Genomic DNA, 23,846 nt, shown 5'->3' with positions numbered 1-23,846 from the left:
AATCCGTCGAAAAAACTGCAAGTACCGGGGGAACAGCCAGCGCCTTCATTCCCAGTCTAGTGCGCCCTTCTTCCATTCGTAGACAAACCCCACAACGAGGATGCCGAGGAAGATCATCATCGCCACGAAACCGAACATGCCGATCTCTTCGAGCACGATGGCCCACGGGAAGAGGAAGGCGATTTCAAGGTCGAACAGGATGAACAGGATGGCCACGAGGTAATAGCGGACGTCGAACTTCATCCGCGTATCTTCGAACGCCTCGAAGCCACATTCGTAAGGGGATAGCTTTTCGGGGTCGGGACGACTGGGTCCGACCAGCTTGCCGGCGAGCATCGGCACGAAACCAAAGGCGACACCGATCAGGATGAACAGCAGGACCGGGAAATATTCGATCAACATGACGGGTTGTTCATGCGTAAAAACTGTTCCGGCGACACGGTGAGTAGTCCGGGGCCGGCATCGACGCAGGGCCGGATGGACCCTGCATCACGTTGCACTGCAGCGTGAAACGCGCGGAGTATAGCGCGTTTCACATCAGCCGAAACCTACTTGGGGATATCGGCAGCCTTCGAATCGGGATTCTGCGCTTCCGGGGCCTGAGGCACAGCCGGTGCGGCAGGAACCGTCACACTCTTGGCAGCGTCGATGACCGAACTCGCGCCAGAGCGCGGCTGATTGGTCGCGATGTAGCTCAGCGCGAGACTGGTGCAGAAGAACACGGCAGCCAGCGCGCCGGTGGCGCGACTGAGGAAGTTGGCCGAACCCGACGAGCCGAACAGGCTGCCCGATGCACCACCGCCGAACGCGGCACCCATGTCGGCGCCCTTGCCATGCTGCAGAAGCACAAGAACGATCACGGCAATTCCGACCAGAACGTGGATCGAAAGTACGACTGAAAAAACGATGCCCATCAAATCACCTCAGGATGCAGCAGCAGCTGCAACGATGGCGAGGAAGTCCCCCGCCACCAGCGCCGCGCCGCCAATAAGACCGCCGTCAATATCAGGCTGGCTGAAAAGTTCGGCTGCGTTTTGCGGCTTGACACTGCCGCCATAAAGAATCGATGCACCCGCTGCGACTGCCGAACCGCACAGTGCTTCGAGGCGCGCACGAATGAAGGCGTGCACCGCCTGCGCCTGCGCCGGTGTGGCGGTCACGCCGGTGCCGATGGCCCAAACGGGTTCATAGGCAATGACGCAGCGCGCCAGGGCCTCGCTTCCGATACGCTGGTGGACCGCCGTCAGCTGCCGCTCGACCACGGACTCGGTCACGGCACGTTCGCGCTCGTCCAGCGTTTCGCCCAAGCAAAGAACCGGGATCAGATCAGCTGCCAGTGCGCTTTCTGTCTTGGCTGCGACGAGCGCGTCGCTCTCGCCGTACAGCGCGCGCCGCTCGGAATGGCCAACCAGCACGTAGCGACAGCCGAAATCCTTCAACATTGCTCCAGACACTTCGCCCGTGTAGGCGCCGTACTGTGCGTGTTCGCTCAGATTCTGGGCGCCCCAGCCAACAGAGGACCCCGAAAGCAGATCGGCTGCCTGATGCAGATAGGGAAACGGCACGCAGACCGCCACCGGGAAACCCGGGGCCGGCGCATCGCGCAAGGCCTCGAGCAGTTCAGTGTTGGCCGACTTCGAGCCATGCATCTTCCAATTGCCTACGACCAGTGTTCGCATCGCCGCCACAGTCACCTGCCAAAAGCAAAACCCCGGATTCTAGCGCATGGCTGCGCAAAAATCCGGGGTTCGCACGTCGGACGGACGCAGGTCAGCCGAATCGACCGGTGATGTAGTCCTCGGTTTCCTTGCGTTGCGGCTTGATGAATATCTGGTCGGTCAGGCCGAATTCCATCAGTTCGCCCATGAACATGTAGGCGGTGTAGTCGCTGACGCGCGCCGCCTGCTGCATGTTGTGGGTCACGATGAGGATGGTCACCTTGTCCTTCAGTTCGGTCACCAGCTCCTCGATGCTGGCGGTGGCGATCGGATCGAGCGCCGATGTGGGCTCATCGAACAGGATGATTTCCGGATCGGTCGCCAGTGCGCGCGCAATGCACAACCGCTGCTGCTGCCCGCCGGACAGATTGGCACCCAGCTCGTTCAGGCGGTTCTTGACCTCTTCCCACAGTGCCGCGCCGCGCAGCGCTTCCTCGACCCGTTCGTCGATCACCGAACGGCGCTTTTCGCCGCGCACGCGCAGACCATAGGCGACATTCTCGTAAATCGACTTGGGAAAGGGATTCGGCTTCTGGAACACCATGCTGATGCGCATGCGCACCTCGATCGGATCGACGTCCTGGTCGAGCAGATTGGTGTTGTCCGGGTACAGAATGATCTTGCCGTCGTAGCGGTTACCCGGATACAGATCGTGCATGCGGTTGAAGCAGCGCAGCAGCGTCGACTTGCCGCAACCCGACGGGCCGATCAGCGCCGTCACCTTCTTCTCGTGAACCGGCATGTTGATGCCCTTCAGGGCATGAAAGGCGCCGTAGTGGAAATCGAGGTTCTGTACCTCGGCCTTGGTGGCGATGCTCGCGTCGGTCACGGTATTCATGTCAGGTCTCTCAGGATGCAGGGGGCGATGCCGCTTACCACTTGATGTTGCGGCGCAGACGATAGCGCAGCCAGATTGCAGTGCCATTCATGGCGAGCGTCATCAGCACGAGCACGAAGCCGGCCGCTGCCGCATTCACCTGGAAGGCGGCTTCCGGGCGGGATGTCCAGTTGAACATCTGGATAGGCATGACCGTGAAGGGCGCAAGCAGCCAATCGAAATTGATGAAGGGCGCGACGTCACCGATCGGCGCAGGCGGCAGGAACGCGATAAAGGTGAGCGCGCCGATCGTGATGATGGGCGCGGTTTCACCGATCGCGCGGGCCATGCCGATGATGATGCCGGTCAGGATGCCGGCACTCGAGTACGGCAGGATGTGGTCCTTCACCGTCTGCCATGTGGTGGCGCCACAGGCATACGAACCCTCACGCACCATCTGCGGGATGGCGCGGATGGATTCCCGGGTCGCAACGATGACCACCGGCAGGATCAGCAGTCCCAGCGTCAGGCCGGCCGACAGCACGCTCTGACCGAAACCGAACTTGTAGACGAACAACCCAAGCGCCAGCAGGCCATACACGATGGAGGGCACGCCTGCGAGGTTGGTCACGTTGATCTCGATGATGTCCGTCACCCAGTTCTTCGGCGCGTACTCCTCAAGGTAGATACCCGCTGCGACGCCGAGCGGCACGGCGGACATCGCTGTCACGATCATGACCAGAATGGTGCCGACCCAAGCCGTAAGGATGCCGGCGCTGCCTGCGCGGCGAGACGGAAAGCTGGTGAAGAAATCGTAGTCAAGGCGCTCGGCGCCCTTGATCGCCATTTCGGCAAACAATGCGGTGAAGGTCAGCACACCGATCATCAATGCCAGCAAGCCCAGCAGGCCGAACATCATGTCCCACCGCTTATGGCGCGTGATCATGGCCCGAATGGCCTGGATATCCTGTTGATTCATCGCTCAGTACACCTCACGGAAACGCTTGCGCAGGTAATAGCCAAGCAGGTTGAAGCACAGGGTCAGCAGCATCAGCGTCAGGCCGGCCGCAAAGATCGTCTGGTATCCGATCGAGCCATGCGGCAAGTCGCCCAGGGCAACCTGCACGATGTAGGACGTGATGGTCGCGCCCGGCTCCAACGGGTTCAGCGTGAGATTGGGCTGCATGCCGGCAGCGACGGCAAGGATCATCGTTTCGCCGACTGCCCGCGAAATACCCAGGATGTAGGCCGAGGCGATACCGGATGTCGCCGCCGGCACCACGGTGCGCAGCGCGGTCTGCAGACGGGTCGCCCCCATTGCATAAGAGCCCTCGCGCAAGCTCATCGGCACCGCGCGCATCGCGTCTTCCGAAAGTGAACTGACGTAGGGAATGATCATGATGCCCATCACCAGACCCGCCGAAAGCAGGCTGAAGCCGGGAAGTTCCGGGTAGATCTTCTGCAGAATGGGTGTCACTACCGTCAGCGCGAAATAGCCATAAACGATGGTGGGCACGCCGCCGAGAAGCTCAAGAAAGGGCTTGGCAATTTCGCGCGTCTTGAATGATGCGAATTCGGAGAGGTAGATCGCGATGATGGTGCCCAGCGGCAGGGCCACTGCCAGTGCGACAAACGAACTGGTAAGGGTGCCGGACAACAGCACCATGATGCCGTAGTGGGCGTCGTCGAACAGCGGCGTCCATTGCGTGTCGGTCAGGAAATCCCACAACGACACGTGCTCGAACAACGTCAGCGATTCGTTGAACAGTACATAGACAATGGCGATCGTCGTGATCACCGAAATCGACGCTGCGCCGAAAAGGACAAATTCGATCAGCCGTTCCTTGACGTGACGGGATGCGCGCTTGCGCAAGCGGTCGCTGACCGTATCGGGCGCACTCGACAAAGGTGCTGACATAGGCGGGGCGTTGGCGGACATTGTGGGGCGCTCATTCTATCGGCCACCGGCAATTGCGGCGACTGGACAACAAAAAGCCCCGGGAAAGACCCCGGGGCCGCAGCGCGCGATTGTTATTCCTTAGGATCGCGCTTGAGCAGTTCAGATATCGTCACACCCACCTCGGCAACACCACCGAAAGCCGTACCGGTACGACGCTTTTCGAAGTTTTCATGCGCATGCTTGTAGTCAGCAGGCGTCAGCGGAACGTATTTAACTTCCTTGACGAGTTCCGCGCTTTCCTTGAGGTAGTAATCGACAAACTCCTTCACCTCCGGTCGGTTCGCTTCAGCCGCATTCACGTAGATGAAGATCGGACGCGAAAGGGGCTGGTATTCGCCGGCAATCACCGCTTCGAGCGACGGCAGCACTGCCTTGCCGGTCTTCGGATTGACGATGGGCACCGCATTCAGCTTGTCCTTGTTTTCCGCGTAGTAGGCGTAACCGAAGTAGCCAATCGCATTGACGTCGCGCGACACGCCCTGCACAAGCACGTTGTCATCTTCCGACGCGGTGAAATCGCCACGGCTGGACTTGGACTTGCCGACGATGGCTTCGGTGAAGTAGTCGAAGGTACCCGAGTCGGCACCAGCGCCGAACAGCTTCATCGGCGCATCGGGCCAGGCCGGATTGACCTGATTCCACTTGGTGATCTTGCCCTGGGCGGCCGGCTCCCACATCTTCTTCAGTTCTTCGACGGTCGCCTGCTTCAGGAAGGTGTTCTTCGGGTTCATCACGACGGTCAGTGCGTCGAACGCAACCGGCAGCTCGATGTACTTGATGCCTGCCGCCTTGCAATCCGCCATTTCCTTCTCGAGGATGGGGCGCGAAGCGTCCTGGATCGCAGTTTCGCCGCGGCAGAACTTCTTGAAGCCGCCGCCCGTGCCGGAAATCCCCACGGTCACCTGCACCTTGCCCTTCTTCAGCTTCATGAATTCTTCGGCAACCGCTTCGGTCACCGGAAATACGGTGCTGGAACCGTCGATCTTGATCAGCGCCTGAGCGAGAGCCGAGCCGGATGCAAACAGGGCGCCAAGGGCGGCGGTCAGGGTGGCGATCTTGCGTACGTTCATCAGTAGTCTCCGTAAGGTGTCATCGATTTCGATGCGACCTTCGCAGTCTATGAAGGCTATGTTACAACCATGTGAAGGTGTAACAATTGATCGAACCACCCGTCAGAGCGTCATCAAACGGTCTGCAGCGCCTGTTCCAGATCGTCCACGATGTCGTCGATGTGCTCGATGCCGATCGACAGGCGCACCATGTCTTCAGACACGCCGGCCCGCTTCAGCTCGTCCGGCGACAACTGGCGGTGGGTGGTCGAAGCCGGATGGCAGGCCAGTGACTTGGCGTCGCCGATGTTGACCAGCCGGGTGATCAGCTTCAGCGCGTCCTGGAAGCGCGCCCCGGCCTCTCGACCGCCCTTGACGCCGAAGGTAAGCAGCCCGGACGCCTTGCCGCCGAAATAGCGCTGCACCAGACCGTGGCTCGCGTGCTCCGGCAAGCCGGCGTAATTGACCCATTCGACCTTGGGATGCGACTGCAGATGACGGGCAACCACGGTCGCGTTCTCGCAGTGGCGGTCCATGCGCAGCCCCAGCGTTTCGAGTCCCTGCAGTATCAGGAAGCTGTTGAACGGCGAAATCGCCGCGCCCATGTTGCGCAGCGGCACCGTGCGTGCCCGGCCGATATACGCTGCCGGCCCCAGCGCCTCGGTGTAGATCACGCCGTGATAGCTTACTTCCGGTTCGTTCAGCCGGCGAAAGCGCGCCTTGTGTTCGGCCCATGGGAACCGGCCACCGTCGACGATGATGCCGCCGAGGCTGGTGCCATGACCGCCCATGTACTTGGTCAGTGAATGCACGACGATGTCGGCGCCGTGTTCGATCGGCCGTGTCAGCCAGGGCGACGGCACGGTGTTGTCGACGATAAGCGGCACGCCGGCGTGGTGCGCCACTTCGGCGAAGGCAGCGAAGTCGACCACATTGCCGAGTGGATTGCCGATCGACTCGCAGAACACCGCTTTCGTGCGGGCGTCGATCTTCGCCGCAACCGAGGCCGGATCGGCCGCATCGACGAAGCGCACCTCGATGCCGTACTGCGGCAGCGTGTGTGCGAACAGATTGTAGGTGCCGCCATACAGCGCGGACGTGGCGACGATGTTGTCGCCCGCCTCGGCGATGGTCATGATCGCGTAGGTGATCGCCGCCTGGCCGGAGGCCAGCGCCAGCGCCCCGATGCCGCCTTCGAGGGCGGCGACGCGCTGTTCCAGCACGTCGTTGGTCGGGTTCATGATGCGGGTGTAGATGTTGCCGCGAACCTTGAGGTCGAACAGGTCGGCCCCGTGCTGGGTGTCGTCGAAGGCGTAGCTGGTGGTCTGATAGATCGGCACCGCCACCGCCTTGGTGGTCGGATCCGGCGAATACCCGGCGTGGATGGCGAGCGTGTCGAAACGCATGGTAGTGTCCTCCCTGACTTGAAGGGCGGAAATCTACACGCGACAGGCCGCTCGCACAAAAGCGGTGCAGCAAAACAAAATGCCGCCCCGCACGTGCGGAGGCGGCATTTTCTGACGAAGACCGAGGGGCCGTCAGGCAGCCATCGCGGACTTGACGACTTCGGCCAGTCGCAGCGCGAGCCGACCGACTTCCGCCGCATCCTGACCTTCGACCATGACGCGCAACAACGGCTCGGTGCCCGACGGACGCAGCAGCACGCGACCACGCTGGGCAAGTTCACCTTCGACTTCGATGCGCGTCTGATCGATGATCGGCGCCTTGGACCAGTCGAATCCCGGGCGAAGCTTCACATTGACAAGCTTCTGCGGATAGAGCTTAAGTCCGGAACAGGCCTGATCGAGACTCACGTCCTGCGAGCGCAGCGCCGCGAGCACCTGCAGTGCAGCGACGATGCCGTCACCCGTCGTATGGCGATCGAGGTCGATGATGTGACCGGAATTCTCGCCACCCAGGCGCCAGCCCTGCTTGTGCAGCGCTTCGAGCACGTAGCGGTCGCCGACCTTGGCGCGCGCCAGACCGACACCCATTTCGTGCAGTGCATGCTCCAGCGCCAGATTGGTCATCAGCGTGCCGACCACACCGTTCAGCCGGCCTTCGCGCAGCCGCTGGCCGGCGATCACGTACAGCAGTTCGTCGCCATCGTAGATTCGGCCGGAGGCATCGCACATCATCAGGCGGTCGGCGTCGCCGTCCAGCGCGATGCCGATATCCGCACCGTAGGTGCGGACCGCCGCGGACAGCGATGCCGGCGCCGTGGCACCCACGCCGTCATTGATGTTCATGCCGTTCGGGCTGCAACCCACGCAAACCACTTCGGCACCCAGTTCGTGGAATACCTTGGGCGCGATCGAGTACGCCGCACCATGCGCGCAGTCGACCGCGATCTTCAGCCCGCGCAGATCGAGTTCGGTCGGAAAAGTACTTTTGCAGAACTCGATGTAGCGACCCGGTGCATCCTCGATGCGGCGCGCCTTGCCCAGTCGCGACGACTCCATGCAGCCCATCGGTTCGTCGAGCAATGCCTCGATCTGCAGTTCGACCTCGTCGGGCAACTTGGTGCCGCGCGCGGAGAAGAACTTGATCCCGTTATCTTCGAACGGGTTGTGAGAGGCGCTGATCACGACGCCTGCCTGCAGGCGCAACGCACGTGTCAGATAGGCGACGGCCGGTGTCGGCACCACCTTGGCCAGCATGGTATCAACCCCGGCTGCAGCAAAGCCCGCTTCCAGGGCGGCTTCGAGCATGTAGCCCGACACCCGCGTGTCCTTGCCGATCAGCACCGCCGGATGCTCTCCGGCTGGCAGGTGTTCGGTGGCCACCAGCACGCGTCCGGCTGCATAGCCGAGCCGCATCACGAAATCGGGGGTGATCGGCGCCTGACCCACACGGCCACGCACGCCATCAGTACCGAAATAACGTCTCGACATCTTGTTTGTCTCCTCAAGGGCAGTCGGGGAAAATCCCTGCGACCTGCCAGACAGCCAGCGCGTCGCGCGTCGCCGCCACATCGTGTACCCGTACCATCCATGCCCCACGCGCCACCGAAGCCAGCGCCGCCGCGATACTCGCCGCGGTCCGGTCGGACACCGGGCGCCCGGTCAGCCGCCCCAGCACGGATTTGCGGGACAGACCGACCAGCAACGGGTAACCGCATCCGGCCAGATCGGTCAGCCCCTGGATCAATTCCAGGTTGTGTGCTGAGGTCTTGCCGAAACCGAAACCCGGATCGAGCATGATCCGCGACCGGACAACGCCCGCATCCTGCGCCCGCTGCGCGCTTTGCAGAAGGAAATCAGTCACTTCACGGCATACATCGGCATAACTCGGCGAAACCTGCATGGTTTGTGGCGTGCCCTGCATGTGCATGATGCACACGCCGGCATCGGTTGCTGCGACAACGTCCAGTGCGCCGGGTGCGCGCAGACCGTTGACGTCATTGACCAGCGACGCACCCGCGGCCAGAGCTGCCCGCATCACCTCCGGCTTCCAGGTGTCGATCGAAAGCGGCACGCCCAGGCCGGACAGCGCTTCGATAACCGGTACGACCCGGCGCAGTTCTTCTTCCGCAGAGACCGGATCGGAGCCGGGACGGGTCGATTCGCCACCGATGTCCAGCACGTCTGCGCCATCGGCGATGAACTGTTGAGCCTGCGCCACGGCGCGTTCGAGGTCGAAGGCCACGCCGTCGCCCGAGAATGAATCCGGCGTGGCATTGATGATGCCCATGATCAGCGGGTGGTCGAGCGGAAGGCGGTAGTCACCGCAGTGAAAGCTTCTGGCGGCGGACGATGTGTTCATGGCGCTCACAAAAGAAAACCGGAGGCATCAGCCTCCGGTCGGGGTTGCAGCACGGCGTCGATCAGGCCGGCGCAGCAGCGCTCGGGGCGGCGCCCGGCGTGTTGCCATCGGCCGACGGCTTCGGCGGACGCGACGTCGGCTTCGGCGGGCGAACCGGCCGGCTGTTCATCACATCGTCGATCTGGTCGGCGTCGATGGTTTCGAAGTCCAGCAGTGCCTGGGTCATCGCTTCGACCTTGTCGCGGTTCTCTTCGAGCAGGCGCCGCGCTTCGGCGTAACGGTCATCGATGATTCGGCGGATTTCAGCATCCACGCGCTGCATGGTCGTTTCCGACATGTTGCGGTGGGTGGCCATCGAACGGCCGAGGAAAACCTCGCCCTCCTCCTCGCCATACACCATGGCGCCCATCAGATCCGACATACCCCATTGCGTCACCATCCTGCGAGCCAGATCGGTTGCGCGCTGGAAGTCGTTTGCCGCACCGTTGGTCATCTGGTGCATGAATATCTCTTCTGCGATGCGCCCTGACAGCATCATCGAAATGAGCTGCAGGCAGTATTCCTTGTCGTAGCTGTAGCGGTCCTTCTCGGGCAGCGACATGGTCACGCCCAGCGCACGACCACGGGGGATGATCGTCACCTTGTGGACCGGATCGCACTTGGGCAGCAGCATGCCGACGACTGCGTGGCCGGACTCGTGATAGGCGGTATTCCGCTTTTCTTCCTCGTCCATGACCATCGTGCGGCGCTCGGCACCCATGATGATCTTGTCCTTGGCGCGCTCGAAGTCTTCCATGTCGACCACACGCTTGTTGCCGCGCGCAGCGAACAGCGCCGCCTCATTGACCAGATTGGCCAGATCGGCACCGGAAAAACCCGGCGTACCGCGGGCAATGATTTCCGCCTTGACGTCGGGTGCCAGAGGCACCTTCCGCATGTGCACCGCAAGAATCTGTTCGCGACCGCGGATATCCGGCAGCGGCACCACCACCTGACGGTCGAAGCGGCCCGGGCGCAGCAGTGCCGGATCGAGCACGTCCGGACGGTTGGTCGCGGCGATCACGATGATGCCGGTCTGACCTTCGAAGCCGTCCATTTCGACCAGCAACTGGTTCAGCGTCTGTTCGCGCTCGTCGTTGCCGCCACCCATGCCGGCACCGCGCTGACGACCGACCGCATCGATTTCGTCGATGAAGATGATGCAGGGCGCCTGCTTCTTGGCCTGTTCGAACATGTCGCGTACGCGCGCCGCGCCCACGCCGACGAACATTTCAACGAAATCCGAGCCCGAAATCGAGAAGAAGGGAACCTTGGCTTCTCCGGCGATCGCCTTCGCGAGCAGCGTCTTGCCGGTGCCGGGTGAACCGACCAGCAGCACACCCTTGGGAATGCGGCCACCCAGTTTCTGGAATTTCGACGGATCACGCAGGAATTCGACCAGTTCGACCACTTCTTCCTTCGCCTCGTCGCAGCCCGCGACATCGACGAACGTGATGGTATTGGTCGATTCATCGAGCAGCCGGGCCTTTGACTTGCCGAACGAGAACGCGCCGCCACGGCCGCCACCCTGCATCTGACGCATGAAGAAGATCCAGACGCCGATCAGCAGCAGCATCGGGAACCACGATACGAAAATGCTCATCAGGAAGCTCTGCTCTTCCTCCGGTTTCGCGACCACCTTGACATTGCTCTTCAGCAGATCGCTGACCAGCCAGATGTCCTGCGGCGGCGCGTAGGAGGTGATGCGCTTGCCATCCACGGTCGCAGCATTCAGCGTCCGGCCCTGGATTTCAACCTTCGCAATGCGCCCTGCCTTGACCTCGTCAAGGAATTCGGAATACTCGACCGTGCCTTGTGCTGTCTGGCGCTGGTTGAACTGGTTGAAAACCGTCATCAGCACGATGCCGATGACGAGCCAGATTGCTAGATTTTTGAACATGTTGTTCAAGGCAGTTCCTCAGTATCACGATGGCCGGGGAACCGGCCGGATCAATGCAGCAACAGACAGACCAGACAAGGCGCTTTATGTTCCGGGTCCGGGGCACGACTTTTCAGGCAGACGGATCGCCGCGCCTGCCGCGACACAGAAGATACACCTCTGCACTGCGGTCGCGCGAACTGTCAGGTTTTCGCACGGACACCGTGTCGAAAAGCTGTTCCATGTCGCGCCGCAACGCATCGAAGCCGGTGCCCTGGAATACCTTTACGAGCATGTCTCCGCCACTCTTCAGGTATTCGCGGGAAAATTCCAGCGCCAGTTCCAGCAGGTGGATAGAACGTGCCTGATCGGTCAGCGCGATTCCGGTCAGATTGGGGGCCATGTCCGACAATACAAGCCCGACCGGCCGACCGTCCAGTGCCGACACCAGCTGGCCGAGCGTATCGTCTTCGCGGAAGTCGCCCTGGATGAAATGAACACCGGTCACGGGCTCCATCGGCAGCAGGTCGAGCGCGATCACGCGACCGCCCGGCAAAGTCTTCTTCGCCGCCACCTGCGACCAGCCGCCGGGCGTGCTGCCCAGATCGACCACCACCTTGCCGGGGCCGAGCAGGCGGTCGCGCTCGTCGATCTGCAGCAGCTTGAAGGCGGCGCGCGAACGATAGCCCTGCGCTTGCGCCTGCTTGACGTAAGGATCGTTGATGTGGTCGTGCACCCACTGGCGGCTGGTTTTGTTCTTTGCCATGACTTAGACTTGCGCGCCTTTACGGATTAAGCACATGTTGACTCTTTCGCCTGACGAACGCCGCGCCCTTCGCGCCAGCGCCCATCCGCTCAAACCGGTCGTGATGATTGCCCAGAACGGGCTGACGGATGCCGTTCTGAAGGAGATCGAGCTCGCGTTGAATTCGCACGAACTGATCAAGGTGAGGGTGTTCGATGCCGAGCGCGAACAGCGCGACGCCTGGCTGACAGCGGCCTGCGAGGCGCTCGGCGCGGCGCCGATCCAGCGCATCGGCAACATTCTCGTGCTGTACCGCCCGAATCCTGAACTGCACGTCGTGGCGGCACCGCCTGCCGCACCGGTGCGCAAGACGCGTGCCAATGCAGGCGACAAGCCCTCTGCCGGCAAACCGGTTCCGACACGCAGCAAACCGGCCAAGCCGGTCGCCGGTCGACGCGGTGTGGCGCGCAACGCCAAACCCGCCAGCACCTTCAAGGCGCGCGGCCGGTAAGCGCCCGGCCGCGGCGGCGGTTTTTCAGACGTAGCGCACATCCACGATTTCGTACTCGCGCACGCCACCGGGTGCCTGCACCTCGGCCATATCGCCCGCATACTTGCCGATCAGCGCACGGGCGATCGGCGAATTCACCGAAATCATGCCCGCCTTCAGGTCGGCTTCATCGTCTCCGACGATCTGGTAGCTGACCGGCTTGCCGGCTCCGACGTCCTCCAGATCGACCGTTGCACCGAAAACCACTCGACCTTCGGCGTCCAGCGTCTTCGGATCGATGACCAGCGCGTTGGCGAGTTTGCCTTCGATTTCCTGAATGCGCCCCTCGACAAAACCCTGACGCTCCTTCGCCGCGTCGTACTCGGCGTTTTCGGACAGGTCGCCATGCGAGCGTGCTTCGGCAATTGCGGCGATCACGCCCGGACGATCTACGGTTTTCAGGCGGTGCAGTTCCAGCTTCAGCTTTTCGGCACCAGCCACGGTAAGAGGTACGCTCATGTCAGTCCATCTGCGCATGCAGAGCCTGCAGCGCGTAAGTTTCGAGTTCGGAAATGCGCATGCCTGCACACGCGGCACGCGCCCCTTCGACCGTCGTGAACAGGGTCACCCGGCTCGCCAGCGCGCTCGTGCGGATTGAACGCGAGTCGTTGATTGCACTGCGCTTTTCATCCACGGTATTCACGATGAAAGTAATTTCATCATTCTTGATCATATCGACGATGTGCGGGCGGCCTTCATTCACCTTGTTGACCGCGGTCACCGGCAGACCGGCGGCCGCAATCGCTGCCGCGGTGCCGCGTGTCGCGGCCAGCGTGAAGCCGAGTTCGTGCAGTTCGCGCGCCACATCGACCGCCTTGGGCTTGTCGGCCGGACGCACCGAGATGAAGGCCTTGCCGCTGCGCGGCAGTTTGACGCCGGCGGCCAGCTGACTTTTCACGAAGGCTTCGCCGAAAGTGCGCCCGACGCCCATCACTTCACCGGTCGATTTCATTTCCGGACCCAGGATGGTGTCCACCCCCGGGAACTTGACGAAGGGGAATACCGCTTCCTTGACCGAGAAGTACGGCGGCACGACTTCGCGCGTGACGCCCTGATCCGCCAGCGAACGGCCGGCCATGCAGCGTGCGGCAATCTTGGCCAGTGGCAGCCCGCAGGCCTTTGAAACGAAGGGCACCGTGCGCGAGGCACGCGGATTCACTTCCAGCACATACACGGTGTCGCCGGTGGCGTCGCGCTGGATTGCGAACTGCACGTTCATCAGGCCCACCACATTGAGACCGCGCGCCATCAGCTCGGTCTGGCGACGCAATTCGTCGCACAGTTCGGGCGTGAGCGAAAACGGCGGCAGGGAGCAGGCAGAGTCGCCCGAATGCACGCCCGCCTGCTCGATGTGCTCCATGATGCCGCCGATGATCACCTGGGTGCCGTCGGAAAAGGCATCGACGTCGACTTCGGTCGCATCGTTCAGGAAGCGGTCGAGAAGCACCGGCGAGTCGTTGCTGACCTTGACCGCCTCGCGCATGTAGCGTTCGAGGTCAGACTGCTGGTGCACGATTTCCATCGCCCGGCCGCCCAGCACATAGCTCGGACGGACGACGAGCGGGTAGCCGATTTCCGCCGCCAGACGCACCGCCTGGTCTTCGGCCCGCGCCGTGCGGTTCGGCGGCTGCCTGAGCCCCAGTTCCTGCAGCAGCTTCTGGAAGCGTTCGCGATCTTCCGCGGCATCGATCATGTCCGGGCTGGTGCCGATGATGGGCACGCCGTTGGCCTCCAGGTCACGCGCCAGCTTCAGCGGCGTCTGGCCACCAAACTGCACGATGACGCCGACCGGCTTCTCGATTGCGACGATTTCCAGCACGTCTTCCAGTGTCAGTGGCTCGAAATACAGCCGATCGGACGTGTCGTAGTCGGTCGATACGGTTTCCGGATTGCAATTGACCATGATGGTTTCGTAGCCATCCTCGCGCAACGCGAGCGCCGCGTGCACGCAGCAGTAGTCGAATTCGATGCCCTGGCCGATGCGGTTCGGACCTCCGCCCAGCACCATGATCTTGCGCGCCGACGTCGGGTTGGATTCGCATTCGTCCTCATAGGTCGAATACATGTAGGCGGTGTCGGTCGCGAATTCCGCCGCGCAGGTATCCACCCGCTTATATACAGGGCGCACGCCCAGCGTCTGCCGGTGCAGGCGCAGCGCCGTTTCGTCGCACTGGAACAGCCGGGCCAGCCGGCGGTCGGCAAAACCCTTGCGCTTGAGGTCGCGCATCGTCGCGGCGTCGACGCTCTTCAGACTGCGGCCGAAGAAGGCGCGCTCGGTCAGGATGATGTCTTCGATCTGGGCCAGGAACCACGGGTCGATCTTGGTCAGCTGATGCACCGCATCCAGGCTCATGCCGTCGCGGAAGGCCTGGCCGACGTACCAGATCCGGTTCGGGCCGGGCAGCGCCAGTTCGCGCTCCATCTCGTCAGGGTCGGATTCGATCTCGTCGAAACCATATACGCCGACTTCCAGACCGCGCAGCGCCTTCTGCATCGATTCCTGGAAGCTGCGGCCCATCGCCATCACTTCTCCGACCGACTTCATCTGCGTGGTCAGACGGTCATTGGCCTGTGGGAACTTCTCGAACGCGAAGCGCGGAATCTTCGTGACCACATAGTCGATCGACGGCTCGAAGGACGCCGGGGTCGCACCGCCGGTGATGTCGTTCTGCAGCTCATCCAGCGTGAAGCCCACCGCCAGCTTGGCGGCGATCTTGGCGATCGGGAAACCGGTCGCCTTGGACGCCAGGGCCGACGAGCGCGACACGCGCGGGTTCATTTCGATGACGATCATCCGGCCATCTTCCGGATTGATCGAAAACTGCACGTTCGATCCGCCGGTATCGACGCCGATCTCGCGCAGCACCGCGATCGACGCGTTGCGCATGATCTGGTACTCGCGGTCGGTCAGCGTCTGCGCCGGCGCCACGGTGATCGAATCACCGGTGTGCACGCCCATCGGATCGAGGTTTTCGATCGAACACACGATGATGCAGTTGTCGGCGCTGTCGCGCACGACCTCCATCTCGAATTCCTTCCAGCCAAGCAGCGATTCCTCGATCAGCAGTTCGCTGGTCGGTGAGGCTTCGAGCCCGCGCTTGCAGATTTCGACGAATTCTTCATGGTTGTAGGCGATACCGCCGCCGCTGCCGCCCATCGTGAAGGACGGGCGGATGATGGCCGGAAAGCCGATGCTGGCCTGCACCTGCAGGGCTTCTTCCAGCGAATGGGCGATGCCCGAGCGGGCAGAGCCCAGGCCGATCCTGGTCATCGCGCGCTTGAACTTCTCGCGGTCCTCGGCCTTGTCGATCGCTTCCTGCTTGGCACCGATGAGTTCGACCTTGTACTTGTCGAGCACGCCGTGACGGGCCAGATCAAGCGCGCAATTCAGCGCGGTCTGACCACCCATGGTCGGCAGCAGGGCGTCCGGGCGTTCCTTTTCGATGATCTTCTCGACCATCTGCCAGGTGATCGGCTCGATATAGGTCACATCCGCCATGCCCGGGTCGGTCATGATGGTTGCCGGGTTGCTGTTGACCAGCACGACGCGGTAACCCTCTTCGCGCAGGGCCTTGCAGGCCTGGGCGCCGGAGTAGTCGAATTCACAGGCCTGACCGATGACGATGGGGCCGGCGCCGATGATCAGGATGGTTTGAATGTCTGTACGTTTGGGCATTTGTCTTTGAGGGGCCAGGGACAGGGGTTCAGGGTCTAGGGGAAACATCGGGGCGGCATGGCCGCCGCGCGCTCTCCAGCCTCTAGCCCCGCTTCCCTGCCCCCTCCTCCATCATCTTCACGAATCGGTCGAACAGGTAGGCCACGTCATGTGGCCCCGGGCTGGCTTCCGGGTGACCCTGGAAGCAGAAGGCCGGACGGTCGGTCCAGGCCATGCCTTGCAGGCTGCCGTCGAACAGCGATACATGGGTCACGCGCACATTGGCCGGCAGCGTCGCGGGATCCACCGCAAAGCCATGATTCTGGCTGGTGATCAGCACGCGGCCGGAATCGTTGTCCTTCACCGGATGGTTCGCACCATGGTGGCCGAACTTCATCTTCAACGTTCGGGCCCCCGCAGCGAGGCCCATCAGCTGATGGCCGAGGCAGATGCCGAAAGTCGGCACCCTGCGATCGAGGAAGGTCCGGATGGCGGACACCGCGTAATCGCAGGGCTCCGGGTCTCCCGGGCCGTTCGACAGGAAAACGCCATCAGGTTTCATCGCCAGAACCACGTCTGCCGGCGTCTGCGCCGGCACTACGGTGAGCCGACAGCCGCGGCTGGCAAGCATGCGCAGGATGTTCCGCTTGACGCCGAAATCGTAGGCCACGACATGACGCGGGGTGGCGGCCGGCATCACGAAACCGCGGCCGAGTTGCCACTCGCCCTCAGTCCATTCGTAAGCCTCCCTGGCACTGACGACTTTCGCCAGATCCATGCCGGACAGGCCGGCGAACGCCCTTGCCTGGGCAACGGCCTCGGCCGCATCGACCTTGCCGGCCATCAGGCAGCCGCTCTGCGCGCCCTTTTCGCGCAGCACGCGTGTCAGCTTGCGGGTATCGATGTTTGCGATGCCGACAATGCCCTGCTCCCGCAGATAGGCGTCCAGCGTCTGGTGACTGCGGAAGTTGGACGAACGCAACGGCAGGTCGCGAATGACCAGACCGGCGGCAAATACGCGGCCGGCTTCGACGTCTTCGTGGTTGATACCGGTGTTGCCGATGTGCGGATAGGTCAGCGTGACGATCTGACGGGTGTAGCTCGGGTCGGTCAGGATTTCCTGATAGCCGGTCATCGCGGTGTTGAACACCACCTCGCCCGTGGTGATCGTTTCCGCTCCGATGCTTTTGCCGTGAAAGACAGATCCATCGGCGAGTGCGAGCAGCGCGGGCGCATGGGCGGACACGTAATAACTCCTGAAATCTGTTCGGGGGACGGCGGCGCACGCAAGCGCCACATATGCGAAGCGGGAGACGCCGGTCTGGGCGCTCCCGCTAATGTTCGAATTATACCTTGCCGGTGGTGCGCCGCGCAATTTCGCGGGCGCCCCTTGTACCGGAGCCAGCCAGACGTCTGCGCGGCAGGCTCCTAGGCCGCGGGCGCCATCACTGCATCGCGCGCGTCGAGCAGCGCTTCGGACAACCTGGCGAGATGGACATCCACCTTCTCGTGCTGGCTGACCAGCGCCGGCAAGTCGGCCACGCGGGCGCTGTCCTCGAGCTTCGATACAGCGGCTTCGGCCGGCGCGGCGCCGAATACCGACAGGGAACCCCGCAGGCGATGACAGATGCGGGCAACGCCGGCGCTGTCCTCCAGCTGGATGCAAACATTGAGGCCGCTGCGCAGCTCCGGCAGCTCGCCGAGGAACACATCGATCACGCGCAAGGCCATCGCGCGGTCACCTTCCAGTGTTTCCAGCGTATGTGAGATATCGATCACCGGCGATTCGGCCGGCTCCGCATCGACCACCATACCGTTGAAATCGGTACTGACCGGCGTGCCGTCGGATTCGCTGCGCGAAAGCACACGCTCCAGCGTCGCCAGAAGTTCGTCCGCCTTGACCGGCTTGCTGATGTAGTCATCCATGCCCTCTTCCAGGCACAGCTCGCGGTCACCTTTCATCGCATTGGCGGTCATCGCGATGATGGGCATGTGCTGGACATTGTCGGTATCGACCACCCAGGAACGTCGCTGTTCGCGCGCCCGGATGGCGCGCGTCGCCTCGATGCCGCCCATGACCGGCATCTGCACGTCCATCAGCACGACCTCGAAGTGGTCGCGCTCCAGAAGATCCAGCGCTTCCTGACCATTGGACGCGACCGTTACGACATAACCCGCGCGTTCAAGTGTCCGTACGGCGACCAGCTGATTGACCGGATTGTCTTCGGCCAGCAGCACACGCCGCTTGCGCGCATTGCCGATGCCTTCGTGCGCCAGCGAGCGCTCGATATCGAGGTCTCCGATGGCGAAAGCGAAGTCATCCATTTCCGGTGCGGCGTCGTCCGGTTGGGTGGCGAGCGCCTCGGCCAGCGCGCCGGCCAGTTCGTTCGCCGAAAACGGCTTGTGCAGACGGCCGCGCACACCCAGCGAACGGGCATGCGCGTTGTCGGCCGCCTGATTGGAGCCGCTGAACATCATCACGACGCGGTTGAGCCGGTTCGGCCCCTCGCAGAAGGCGGAAATGAAGTCGAAGGCGTCGGCATCCGGCAAGGTGCGGTCAACCAGCAGGATGTCAAAGGGACGCCCTGATTCATGCGCCTGCTTGAGTGCCTGGCGCGCCGCCTGGACCGAGCTGACCGCCAGCGCCGAGGCGCCCATGTCGCCCAGCATGGCCGCCACGACGCCGCGTGAGGGCAGGTGGTCTTCGAGCAGCAGCACGTGGCGACCTGCGAAACGGCGAAAGTGCGCCGGCAGCGTGGCCTGCTCGATCACCATGCCGCGCAGCGTGAAGTGAAAGGTCGAGCCCTGCCCGGGCACGCTGTCCAGCCACAGACGGCCACCCATCAGCGACACGAGACGGTTGCAGATGGCCAGTCCGAGCCCGGTGCCACCGAAGCGCCGCGTGGTTGACGTGTCGGCCTGCGCAAACGCTTCGAACACCACGGATTGCTTCGCGGTGTCGATGCCGATCCCGGTATCGCGCACCCAGACATGCAGTTCGACCTCGCTGCCACAGCTGACGGGGGTCCCTGTTGTCTCGCAGCCGATCTCGATTTCACCGCGCGAAGTAAATTTGACGGCGTTGCCGATCAGATTGACCAGAATCTGCCGCAGGCGCCCGGGGTCACCCAGCATGCGCACCGGCAGATCGGGCGACAGACGGCAGTAAAGCTCCAGCCCCTTGTGCTGCGCCGCGATGGCAAGGCCGCGCGCAGCGTCGCCGACCACCTCCCCGACCGAATGCTCGACCTGTTCGATTGCCAGCTTGCCGGCTTCGATCTTCGAAAAGTCGAGGATGTCGTTGATGATGACCAGCAGCGCATCGGCCGACGTCTTGATGGCACGCACGTATTCGGCCTGTTCGCTGTCGAGCGTGGTGTCGAGCATCAGTTCGGACATGCCCATGATGCCGTTCATCGGGGTACGGATTTCATGGCTCATGTTGGCCAGGAAGTCACTTTTGGCCCGGCTGGCCGCCTCCGCCTTTTCCTTTGCCAGCAGCAGTTCTATTTCGGCCTGCCGGCGTGCATCGAGCTGGCCGAGATGACCCGATACCCGGATGACGCGGCCGCGTTCGTCGCGCTCGGACGAGCCGGCTTCAAGCCTGACCCAGACCGTGCGGCCATCGGCGTGCCGGAAGCGGCAATCCATCGATGCGTCGTCCGCCATGCTGGCCAGTCTGTCTTCGAGCCACTGATCGAAGGCGGCGGCGTCGTCGGCATGCACGATGTCGCGCCATACCGGAAGCAGATCCGGCAGATCGGTCGGGCCGTAACCCAGTGCCGCCTTGAACTCGGCCGACACCTCGAAGCGCGAACTCGACGGCACCCATCGCCAGAGGTGGCGCGATGCATCGGTTGTGTCGCCGGCCTCGAGCAACTGGTCGATGCGCTGCAGCGATTCGGCCAGCGAGGCGGCTGACGGCCTGCCCGCGAGCCATTTCGCAATATCGGCTTCATCGATCGATGGCAGGCCGAGGTGCTGCAGCAACAGGGAGGACAGCGCTGGGTGCATGGAAATCCGGGACAGGTAGAACCTGTTGAATTAACGGCCGTACAACGGCGGGCTGAAGAACCGGGACGCGGGCGGCTCGGTATCCGCTGCTCAGCGCAGACCCAGCACGTCCTGCATGTCGTACAGACCACTATCCCGGCTGACCAGCCAGCGCGCGGCACGCAGGCTGCCCAGCGCATAGGGCATGCGACTGGCCGACTTGTGGGTGATTTCGATGCGCTCGCCAAGGCCGGCGAACAACACGGTGTGGTCACCGACGATGTCGCCACCACGTATCGTGGAAAACCCGATGGTCGTGTCCTGCCGCTCGCCGGTGTGCCCTTCGCGGCCATATATGGCGCAGTCGGCCAGCGAACGGCCAAGTGCGTCGGCCACCACCTCGCCCATGCGCAGCGCGGTACCGGACGGCGCATCGACCTTCATGCGGTGATGCGCCTCGATCACTTCCACGTCGTAGCCGCTGTTCAGGATTCGCGCGGCGACATCAAGCAGCCGGAAAACCGCATTCACGCCGACCGCCATGTTCGGTGCGAACACGATGGCGATGTCGCGCGATGCCTCGACCAGCCTGGCGCGCTGCGCTTCGCTGAAGCCGGTCGTGCCGATGATCATCTTCACGTTGTGGCGCCGGCAGGCTTCAAGGTGGGCCAGCGTGGCTTCCGGACGGGTGAAATCGATCAGGAAGTCGGCTCCGGCCAGGGCTGCATCGACATCGCTGCTGATCGGCACGCCGGCCGGGCTGCCCAGAAAGGCTGCCGCGTCTTCGCCGATGGCGGCCGAATCCGGGCGGTCAAGGGCCGCGACGAGCCGGGCGCCTTCATCGCGCGACGTCGCTTCGATCAGCATGCGGCCCATGCGGCCTGACGCCCCGGCGATCGCTATGCGCATCGGTGACATGGAATCCTTTCAAACATGAATGTGCCGCGATGACCCCGCGCCTCGTCATTTCGGCGCGACAACCTCGCCCAGATCGATCGTGCGGGTACGCGGCGCCTCGGGCTGGTTCAGATCGGCGTCTTCCGCGCCCACCACGTCGCCACCGAGGCTGACCAGCTTGTCATCCTCGAAATAGACGATCAGGCGGCGCTGCTGGGTGTCTTCCGGCTTGTTGCCCGGTTTGAAGTAGTACAGATAGTCCCAGCGGTCCGGATGAAAGACGTCAGCCAGCATCGGCGACCCGAGCACGAAACGCACCTGGTCGCGCGACATGCCGGGCTTGAGCTGGAATGCCATTTCCTGCGTGACCAGGTTGCCCTGGCGGATATCGATGCGGAACGGATTCAGACGATTGGTCACATCGAGCGCCGAAGGCACGTTGGTGCATCCCGCGAGCACCGGAATCAGGGCGGCGAGGGCGTAGCGGACAACTACCACTGGGGCGAGGGACATCGCTGGACGGGACTCGGTTAGGGCTTCGGGCAGATCAGCCCGCTCGCGGCGCGACGCCGGACGGGAGACGAAAGTCTATATTATAGCGACCTTGATATTGCCGTCAGCCTTGCCCATGAGCGCAAACTCGCACAACCTGAAGAACATCGGCCTGAAAGCCACCCTGCCGCGACTCAAGATCCTCGAGCTCTTCCAGCGCGCGGATGTGCGCCACATGAGTGCGGAAGACGTCTACAAGGCGTTGCTGCAGGAAGATATGGACATCGGTCTGGCGACCGTCTATCGGGTGTTGACCCAGTTCGAACATGCCGGTCTGCTGGAACGCCACTTCTTCGAATCCGGCAAGGCGATGTTCGAGCTCAACGAAGGTCACCACCACGATCACCTCGTCTGCATCCAGTGCGGCAAGGTGGAAGAGTTCTACGACGCCGAAATCGAGCGTCGCCAGATCAAGGTCGCCAAGGACCACGGCTTCGCGGTGCACGACCACGCCCTGACGATCTTCGCCAATTGCACGACCGAAGCCTGCCCGAACAAGAAGAAGCCGCAGCGCGAACCCGGCCGATCCGAACCGGGTTGATCAGTTCGCCGGGCGCTCGCCCAGCATTTCCTTCGCGTGTGCCCGCGTGGTGTCGGTGATGACCTCGCCGCCCAGCATGCGCGCGATTTCCTCGATCCTTGCCACGGCATCGAGCGCGTTCACGGCACTGACTGTCTGCCCCGCGAGGCTGCGCTTGGCGATTGACCATTGCCAGTCGGCGCGTGCGGCGACCTGGGGCAGATGGGTGACGCACAGCACCTGGCGCGCCTTGCCGAGCCGCGCCAGCTGACGCCCCACCACTTCGGCCACCCGGCCGCCGATGCCGACGTCCACTTCGTCGAATACCAGCGTCGGCGTTCCGCTGCGTGCGCTGGCAATCACCTGTATCGCGAGTCCGATGCGCGACAGTTCTCCACCCGAGGCGACTTTCGCCAGCGGTGCCAGGGGTTGCCCGGGATTGGCAGACACACGGAACTCGATCTCTTCCAGGCCGGTGGCTGACGGTTCGGCCAGCGGACGAAGTGCGACTTCGAAGCGGCCACCCTGCATCGCCAGTTCGGCCATGGCTGCGCTCACCTCGGCCGACAGGCGCTCAGCCACCGGCCTGCGTGCGGCTGACAGCCGCGTCGCCGCCTGCAGACAGGCCGTGCGCGCTGCGTCGCGCGCCTGCTCAAGCCGTGCCGGATCCGCGTCGGCGGCCAGCCGGTCGAGCTGCAACTGGCTATCGGCCAGAAGCGCCGGCAGTTCGTCCGGCTCGCAGCGATACTTGCGGGAGGCGCCGAGCACGGCCGCAATGCGATCGTCGGCACGTGCCAGCGCAGCCGGGTCCGCATCGAGCCGATGTGCGTAGGCGCGCAGCGCACGTGCGGCTTCGCCGACCTGGGCCGACGCCGAATCGATCAGGCTGCAGCATTCGCCCAGCGCCGCATCGAACCCCTGCAAGCGGCCGAGCACAGCAGCGATGTGGGCGAGCTGCGCATCCAGCGCGACCTCGCCTTCCTCCAGCAGCGCGAGCGCCTCGGCACTGCCTTCGAGCAGTTGCGAGACATGCGCCAGCCGACTGTGTTCCTGCTGCAGCGCCGCCCAGGCAGCGGGTTCGAACGCCAGTGCGGTGAGCTCCTCGACGAGCCACTGCAGGCGTTCGCGATCGCGCAGGGCCGCATCACTGTCCTGCACGGCGCGCACCAGCGCCTGCTCGCGCGCCTGCCATTCCCGATAGAGCTTCGTGACTTCGATGACCTCGGCCAGCAGGCCGGCGTGCTGGTCGAACAACTCGCGCTGCGCCGATTCGCGCATCAGGGCCTGGTGCGCATGCTGGCCGTGGATGTCGACCAGCAGTCCACCCAGTTCGCGCAGCTGGGCGATGCCGGCCGGCGCGCCGCCTATCCAGGCACGCGAACGGCTGCCGCTGTCGATCACCCGTCGCACGATGACCCGGTCGCCGTCGCATTCGAAATCCTGCGCAACCAGCCAGTCGCGCGCCGGACTGTCCGGTGCGAGCACGAATTCGGCCGACAGCTCCGCCCGCTCCCGTCCGATCCGGACGACCGATGCGTCGGCGCGCGCGCCGAGCAGCAGGCCGAGCGCATCGACGAGGATGGACTTGCCGGCCCCGGTTTCACCGGTCAGCGCACCGAAGCCGGCCGAAAAGTCGAGTTCGAGCTGGTCGACCAGGATGAAATCGCGAATGAAAAGGCGTTCGAGCATGCAGCGCGGTGAGGATTC

Annotated in this window: 21 protein-coding genes; 2 read left to right on the top strand and 19 right to left on the bottom strand. The window is 63.3% G+C overall.

Going from position 1 to position 23,846, the window contains the following annotated elements:
- Positions 1-45 precede the first annotated feature (45 nt).
- The 12 genes from NMQ16_RS11500 to NMQ16_RS11445 all read right to left on the bottom strand — a co-directional run bounded on the left by NMQ16_RS11500 (position 46) and on the right by NMQ16_RS11445 (position 11,993).
- A complete protein-coding gene (locus NMQ16_RS11500) occupies positions 46-402 on the bottom strand; it encodes an NADH-quinone oxidoreductase subunit A (protein WP_069039991.1) in 357 nt (118 codons plus the stop codon).
- Positions 403-548: 146 nt separating this feature from the next.
- Positions 549-914, bottom strand: coding sequence for a preprotein translocase subunit SecG (gene secG / locus NMQ16_RS11495; RefSeq protein WP_257080803.1), 366 nt, complete (start codon positions 912-914; stop codon positions 549-551).
- A gap of 9 nt (positions 915-923) precedes the next feature.
- Entirely contained in the window at positions 924-1,679 is a 756-nt protein-coding gene (tpiA, locus tag NMQ16_RS11490) for a triose-phosphate isomerase (RefSeq protein ID WP_257080802.1), read from the bottom strand.
- A 91-nt stretch (positions 1,680-1,770) separates the two neighbouring features.
- Positions 1,771-2,556, bottom strand: a complete 786-nt coding sequence (gene pstB, locus NMQ16_RS11485) for a phosphate ABC transporter ATP-binding protein PstB (protein WP_257080801.1) — start codon at positions 2,554-2,556, stop codon at positions 1,771-1,773.
- A gap of 34 nt (positions 2,557-2,590) precedes the next feature.
- A complete protein-coding gene (gene pstA / locus NMQ16_RS11480) occupies positions 2,591-3,514 on the bottom strand; it encodes a phosphate ABC transporter permease PstA (protein ID WP_257080800.1) in 924 nt (307 codons plus the stop codon).
- 3 nt (positions 3,515-3,517) lie between these two features.
- Positions 3,518-4,474 (bottom strand): phosphate ABC transporter permease subunit PstC, encoded by a 957-nt coding sequence (gene pstC / locus NMQ16_RS11475; protein WP_257080799.1) that lies wholly within the window; start codon positions 4,472-4,474, stop codon positions 3,518-3,520.
- A gap of 92 nt (positions 4,475-4,566) precedes the next feature.
- Positions 4,567-5,565, bottom strand: a complete 999-nt coding sequence (locus tag NMQ16_RS11470; RefSeq protein WP_257080798.1) for a PstS family phosphate ABC transporter substrate-binding protein — start codon at positions 5,563-5,565, stop codon at positions 4,567-4,569.
- Positions 5,566-5,678: 113 nt separating this feature from the next.
- Positions 5,679-6,950 carry an O-acetylhomoserine aminocarboxypropyltransferase/cysteine synthase family protein gene (locus NMQ16_RS11465; RefSeq protein WP_257080797.1) on the bottom strand — a complete coding sequence of 424 codons (1,272 nt, stop codon included), beginning with the start codon at positions 6,948-6,950 and terminating at the stop codon, positions 5,679-5,681.
- A gap of 132 nt (positions 6,951-7,082) precedes the next feature.
- The gene (gene glmM / locus NMQ16_RS11460) at positions 7,083-8,438 is read right to left on the bottom strand and encodes a phosphoglucosamine mutase (protein WP_257080796.1); all 1,356 of its coding nucleotides are present in this window, start codon (positions 8,436-8,438) and stop codon (positions 7,083-7,085) included.
- A 13-nt stretch (positions 8,439-8,451) separates the two neighbouring features.
- A complete protein-coding gene (gene folP / locus NMQ16_RS11455) occupies positions 8,452-9,309 on the bottom strand; it encodes a dihydropteroate synthase (RefSeq protein WP_257080795.1) in 858 nt (285 codons plus the stop codon).
- Positions 9,310-9,370: 61 nt separating this feature from the next.
- Positions 9,371-11,257: an ATP-dependent zinc metalloprotease FtsH gene (gene ftsH / locus NMQ16_RS11450; RefSeq protein WP_306441801.1), complete on the bottom strand. Its 1,887-nt coding sequence runs from the start codon at positions 11,255-11,257 to the stop codon at positions 9,371-9,373.
- A gap of 103 nt (positions 11,258-11,360) precedes the next feature.
- The gene (locus NMQ16_RS11445; protein ID WP_257080794.1) at positions 11,361-11,993 is read right to left on the bottom strand and encodes an RlmE family RNA methyltransferase; all 633 of its coding nucleotides are present in this window, start codon (positions 11,991-11,993) and stop codon (positions 11,361-11,363) included.
- Between the two features lie 34 nt (positions 11,994-12,027).
- On the opposite strand from NMQ16_RS11445, the gene NMQ16_RS11440 reads away from it, so the two are divergent.
- The gene (locus tag NMQ16_RS11440) at positions 12,028-12,483 is read left to right on the top strand and encodes a YhbY family RNA-binding protein (protein ID WP_257080793.1); all 456 of its coding nucleotides are present in this window, start codon (positions 12,028-12,030) and stop codon (positions 12,481-12,483) included.
- 24 nt (positions 12,484-12,507) lie between these two features.
- Here NMQ16_RS11440 and greA read toward each other — a convergent pair whose 3' ends face one another.
- From greA to NMQ16_RS11410, 6 genes are all read right to left on the bottom strand, one after another.
- The gene (gene greA / locus NMQ16_RS11435) at positions 12,508-12,981 is read right to left on the bottom strand and encodes a transcription elongation factor GreA (protein WP_257080792.1); all 474 of its coding nucleotides are present in this window, start codon (positions 12,979-12,981) and stop codon (positions 12,508-12,510) included.
- 1 nt (position 12,982) lies between these two features.
- Positions 12,983-16,198, bottom strand: coding sequence for a carbamoyl-phosphate synthase large subunit (carB, locus tag NMQ16_RS11430; protein WP_257080791.1), 3,216 nt, complete (start codon positions 16,196-16,198; stop codon positions 12,983-12,985).
- An 82-nt stretch (positions 16,199-16,280) separates the two neighbouring features.
- Positions 16,281-17,423, bottom strand: a complete 1,143-nt coding sequence (gene carA / locus NMQ16_RS11425; protein WP_257080790.1) for a glutamine-hydrolyzing carbamoyl-phosphate synthase small subunit — start codon at positions 17,421-17,423, stop codon at positions 16,281-16,283.
- A 182-nt stretch (positions 17,424-17,605) separates the two neighbouring features.
- Entirely contained in the window at positions 17,606-20,191 is a 2,586-nt protein-coding gene (locus tag NMQ16_RS11420; protein WP_257080789.1) for a response regulator, read from the bottom strand.
- A 90-nt stretch (positions 20,192-20,281) separates the two neighbouring features.
- Positions 20,282-21,079 carry a 4-hydroxy-tetrahydrodipicolinate reductase gene (dapB, locus tag NMQ16_RS11415; RefSeq protein WP_257080824.1) on the bottom strand — a complete coding sequence of 266 codons (798 nt, stop codon included), beginning with the start codon at positions 21,077-21,079 and terminating at the stop codon, positions 20,282-20,284.
- Between the two features lie 54 nt (positions 21,080-21,133).
- Positions 21,134-21,580 (bottom strand): outer membrane protein assembly factor BamE, encoded by a 447-nt coding sequence (locus tag NMQ16_RS11410; RefSeq protein WP_257080788.1) that lies wholly within the window; start codon positions 21,578-21,580, stop codon positions 21,134-21,136.
- A gap of 115 nt (positions 21,581-21,695) precedes the next feature.
- On the opposite strand from NMQ16_RS11410, the gene fur reads away from it, so the two are divergent.
- A complete protein-coding gene (gene fur, locus NMQ16_RS11405) occupies positions 21,696-22,160 on the top strand; it encodes a ferric iron uptake transcriptional regulator (protein ID WP_069039973.1) in 465 nt (154 codons plus the stop codon).
- Here fur and recN read toward each other — a convergent pair whose 3' ends face one another.
- Positions 22,161-23,828: a DNA repair protein RecN gene (gene recN / locus NMQ16_RS11400; RefSeq protein WP_257080787.1), complete on the bottom strand. Its 1,668-nt coding sequence runs from the start codon at positions 23,826-23,828 to the stop codon at positions 22,161-22,163. It lies immediately after the preceding gene.
- Between the last annotated feature and the right edge of the window lie 18 nt (positions 23,829-23,846).

The organism is Methyloversatilis sp. XJ19-49 (genome assembly GCF_024580145.1).
In the GTDB taxonomy this organism is placed as follows: domain Bacteria; phylum Pseudomonadota; class Gammaproteobacteria; order Burkholderiales; family Rhodocyclaceae; genus Methyloversatilis.
This window is presented reverse-complemented; position numbering and strand designations above follow the sequence as displayed.

Excerpts from the sequence above, each read along its gene's own strand:
- NMQ16_RS11500 (WP_069039991.1), bottom strand. The coding sequence starts at position 402 with ATGTTGATCGAATATTTCCCGGTCCTGCTGTTCATCCTGATCGGTGTC.
- secG (WP_257080803.1), bottom strand. The coding sequence starts at position 914 with ATGGGCATCGTTTTTTCAGTCGTACTTTCGATCCACGTTCTGGTCGGA.
- tpiA (WP_257080802.1), bottom strand. The coding sequence starts at position 1,679 with ATGCGAACACTGGTCGTAGGCAATTGGAAGATGCATGGCTCGAAGTCG.
- pstB (WP_257080801.1), bottom strand. The coding sequence starts at position 2,556 with ATGAATACCGTGACCGACGCGAGCATCGCCACCAAGGCCGAGGTACAG.
- pstA (WP_257080800.1), bottom strand. The coding sequence starts at position 3,514 with ATGAATCAACAGGATATCCAGGCCATTCGGGCCATGATCACGCGCCAT.
- pstC (WP_257080799.1), bottom strand. The coding sequence starts at position 4,474 with ATGTCCGCCAACGCCCCGCCTATGTCAGCACCTTTGTCGAGTGCGCCC.
- NMQ16_RS11470 (WP_257080798.1), bottom strand. The coding sequence starts at position 5,565 with ATGAACGTACGCAAGATCGCCACCCTGACCGCCGCCCTTGGCGCCCTG.
- NMQ16_RS11465 (WP_257080797.1), bottom strand. The coding sequence starts at position 6,950 with ATGCGTTTCGACACGCTCGCCATCCACGCCGGGTATTCGCCGGATCCG.
- glmM (WP_257080796.1), bottom strand. The coding sequence starts at position 8,438 with ATGTCGAGACGTTATTTCGGTACTGATGGCGTGCGTGGCCGTGTGGGT.
- folP (WP_257080795.1), bottom strand. The coding sequence starts at position 9,309 with ATGAACACATCGTCCGCCGCCAGAAGCTTTCACTGCGGTGACTACCGC.
- NMQ16_RS11445 (WP_257080794.1), bottom strand. The coding sequence starts at position 11,993 with ATGGCAAAGAACAAAACCAGCCGCCAGTGGGTGCACGACCACATCAAC.
- NMQ16_RS11440 (WP_257080793.1), top strand. The coding sequence starts at position 12,028 with ATGTTGACTCTTTCGCCTGACGAACGCCGCGCCCTTCGCGCCAGCGCC.
- greA (WP_257080792.1), bottom strand. The coding sequence starts at position 12,981 with ATGAGCGTACCTCTTACCGTGGCTGGTGCCGAAAAGCTGAAGCTGGAA.
- carB (WP_257080791.1), bottom strand. The coding sequence starts at position 16,198 with ATGCCCAAACGTACAGACATTCAAACCATCCTGATCATCGGCGCCGGC.
- NMQ16_RS11420 (WP_257080789.1), bottom strand. The coding sequence starts at position 20,191 with ATGCACCCAGCGCTGTCCTCCCTGTTGCTGCAGCACCTCGGCCTGCCA.
- dapB (WP_257080824.1), bottom strand. The coding sequence starts at position 21,079 with ATGCGCATAGCGATCGCCGGGGCGTCAGGCCGCATGGGCCGCATGCTG.
- NMQ16_RS11410 (WP_257080788.1), bottom strand. The coding sequence starts at position 21,580 with ATGTCCCTCGCCCCAGTGGTAGTTGTCCGCTACGCCCTCGCCGCCCTG.
- fur (WP_069039973.1), top strand. The coding sequence starts at position 21,696 with ATGAGCGCAAACTCGCACAACCTGAAGAACATCGGCCTGAAAGCCACC.
- recN (WP_257080787.1), bottom strand. The coding sequence starts at position 23,828 with ATGCTCGAACGCCTTTTCATTCGCGATTTCATCCTGGTCGACCAGCTC.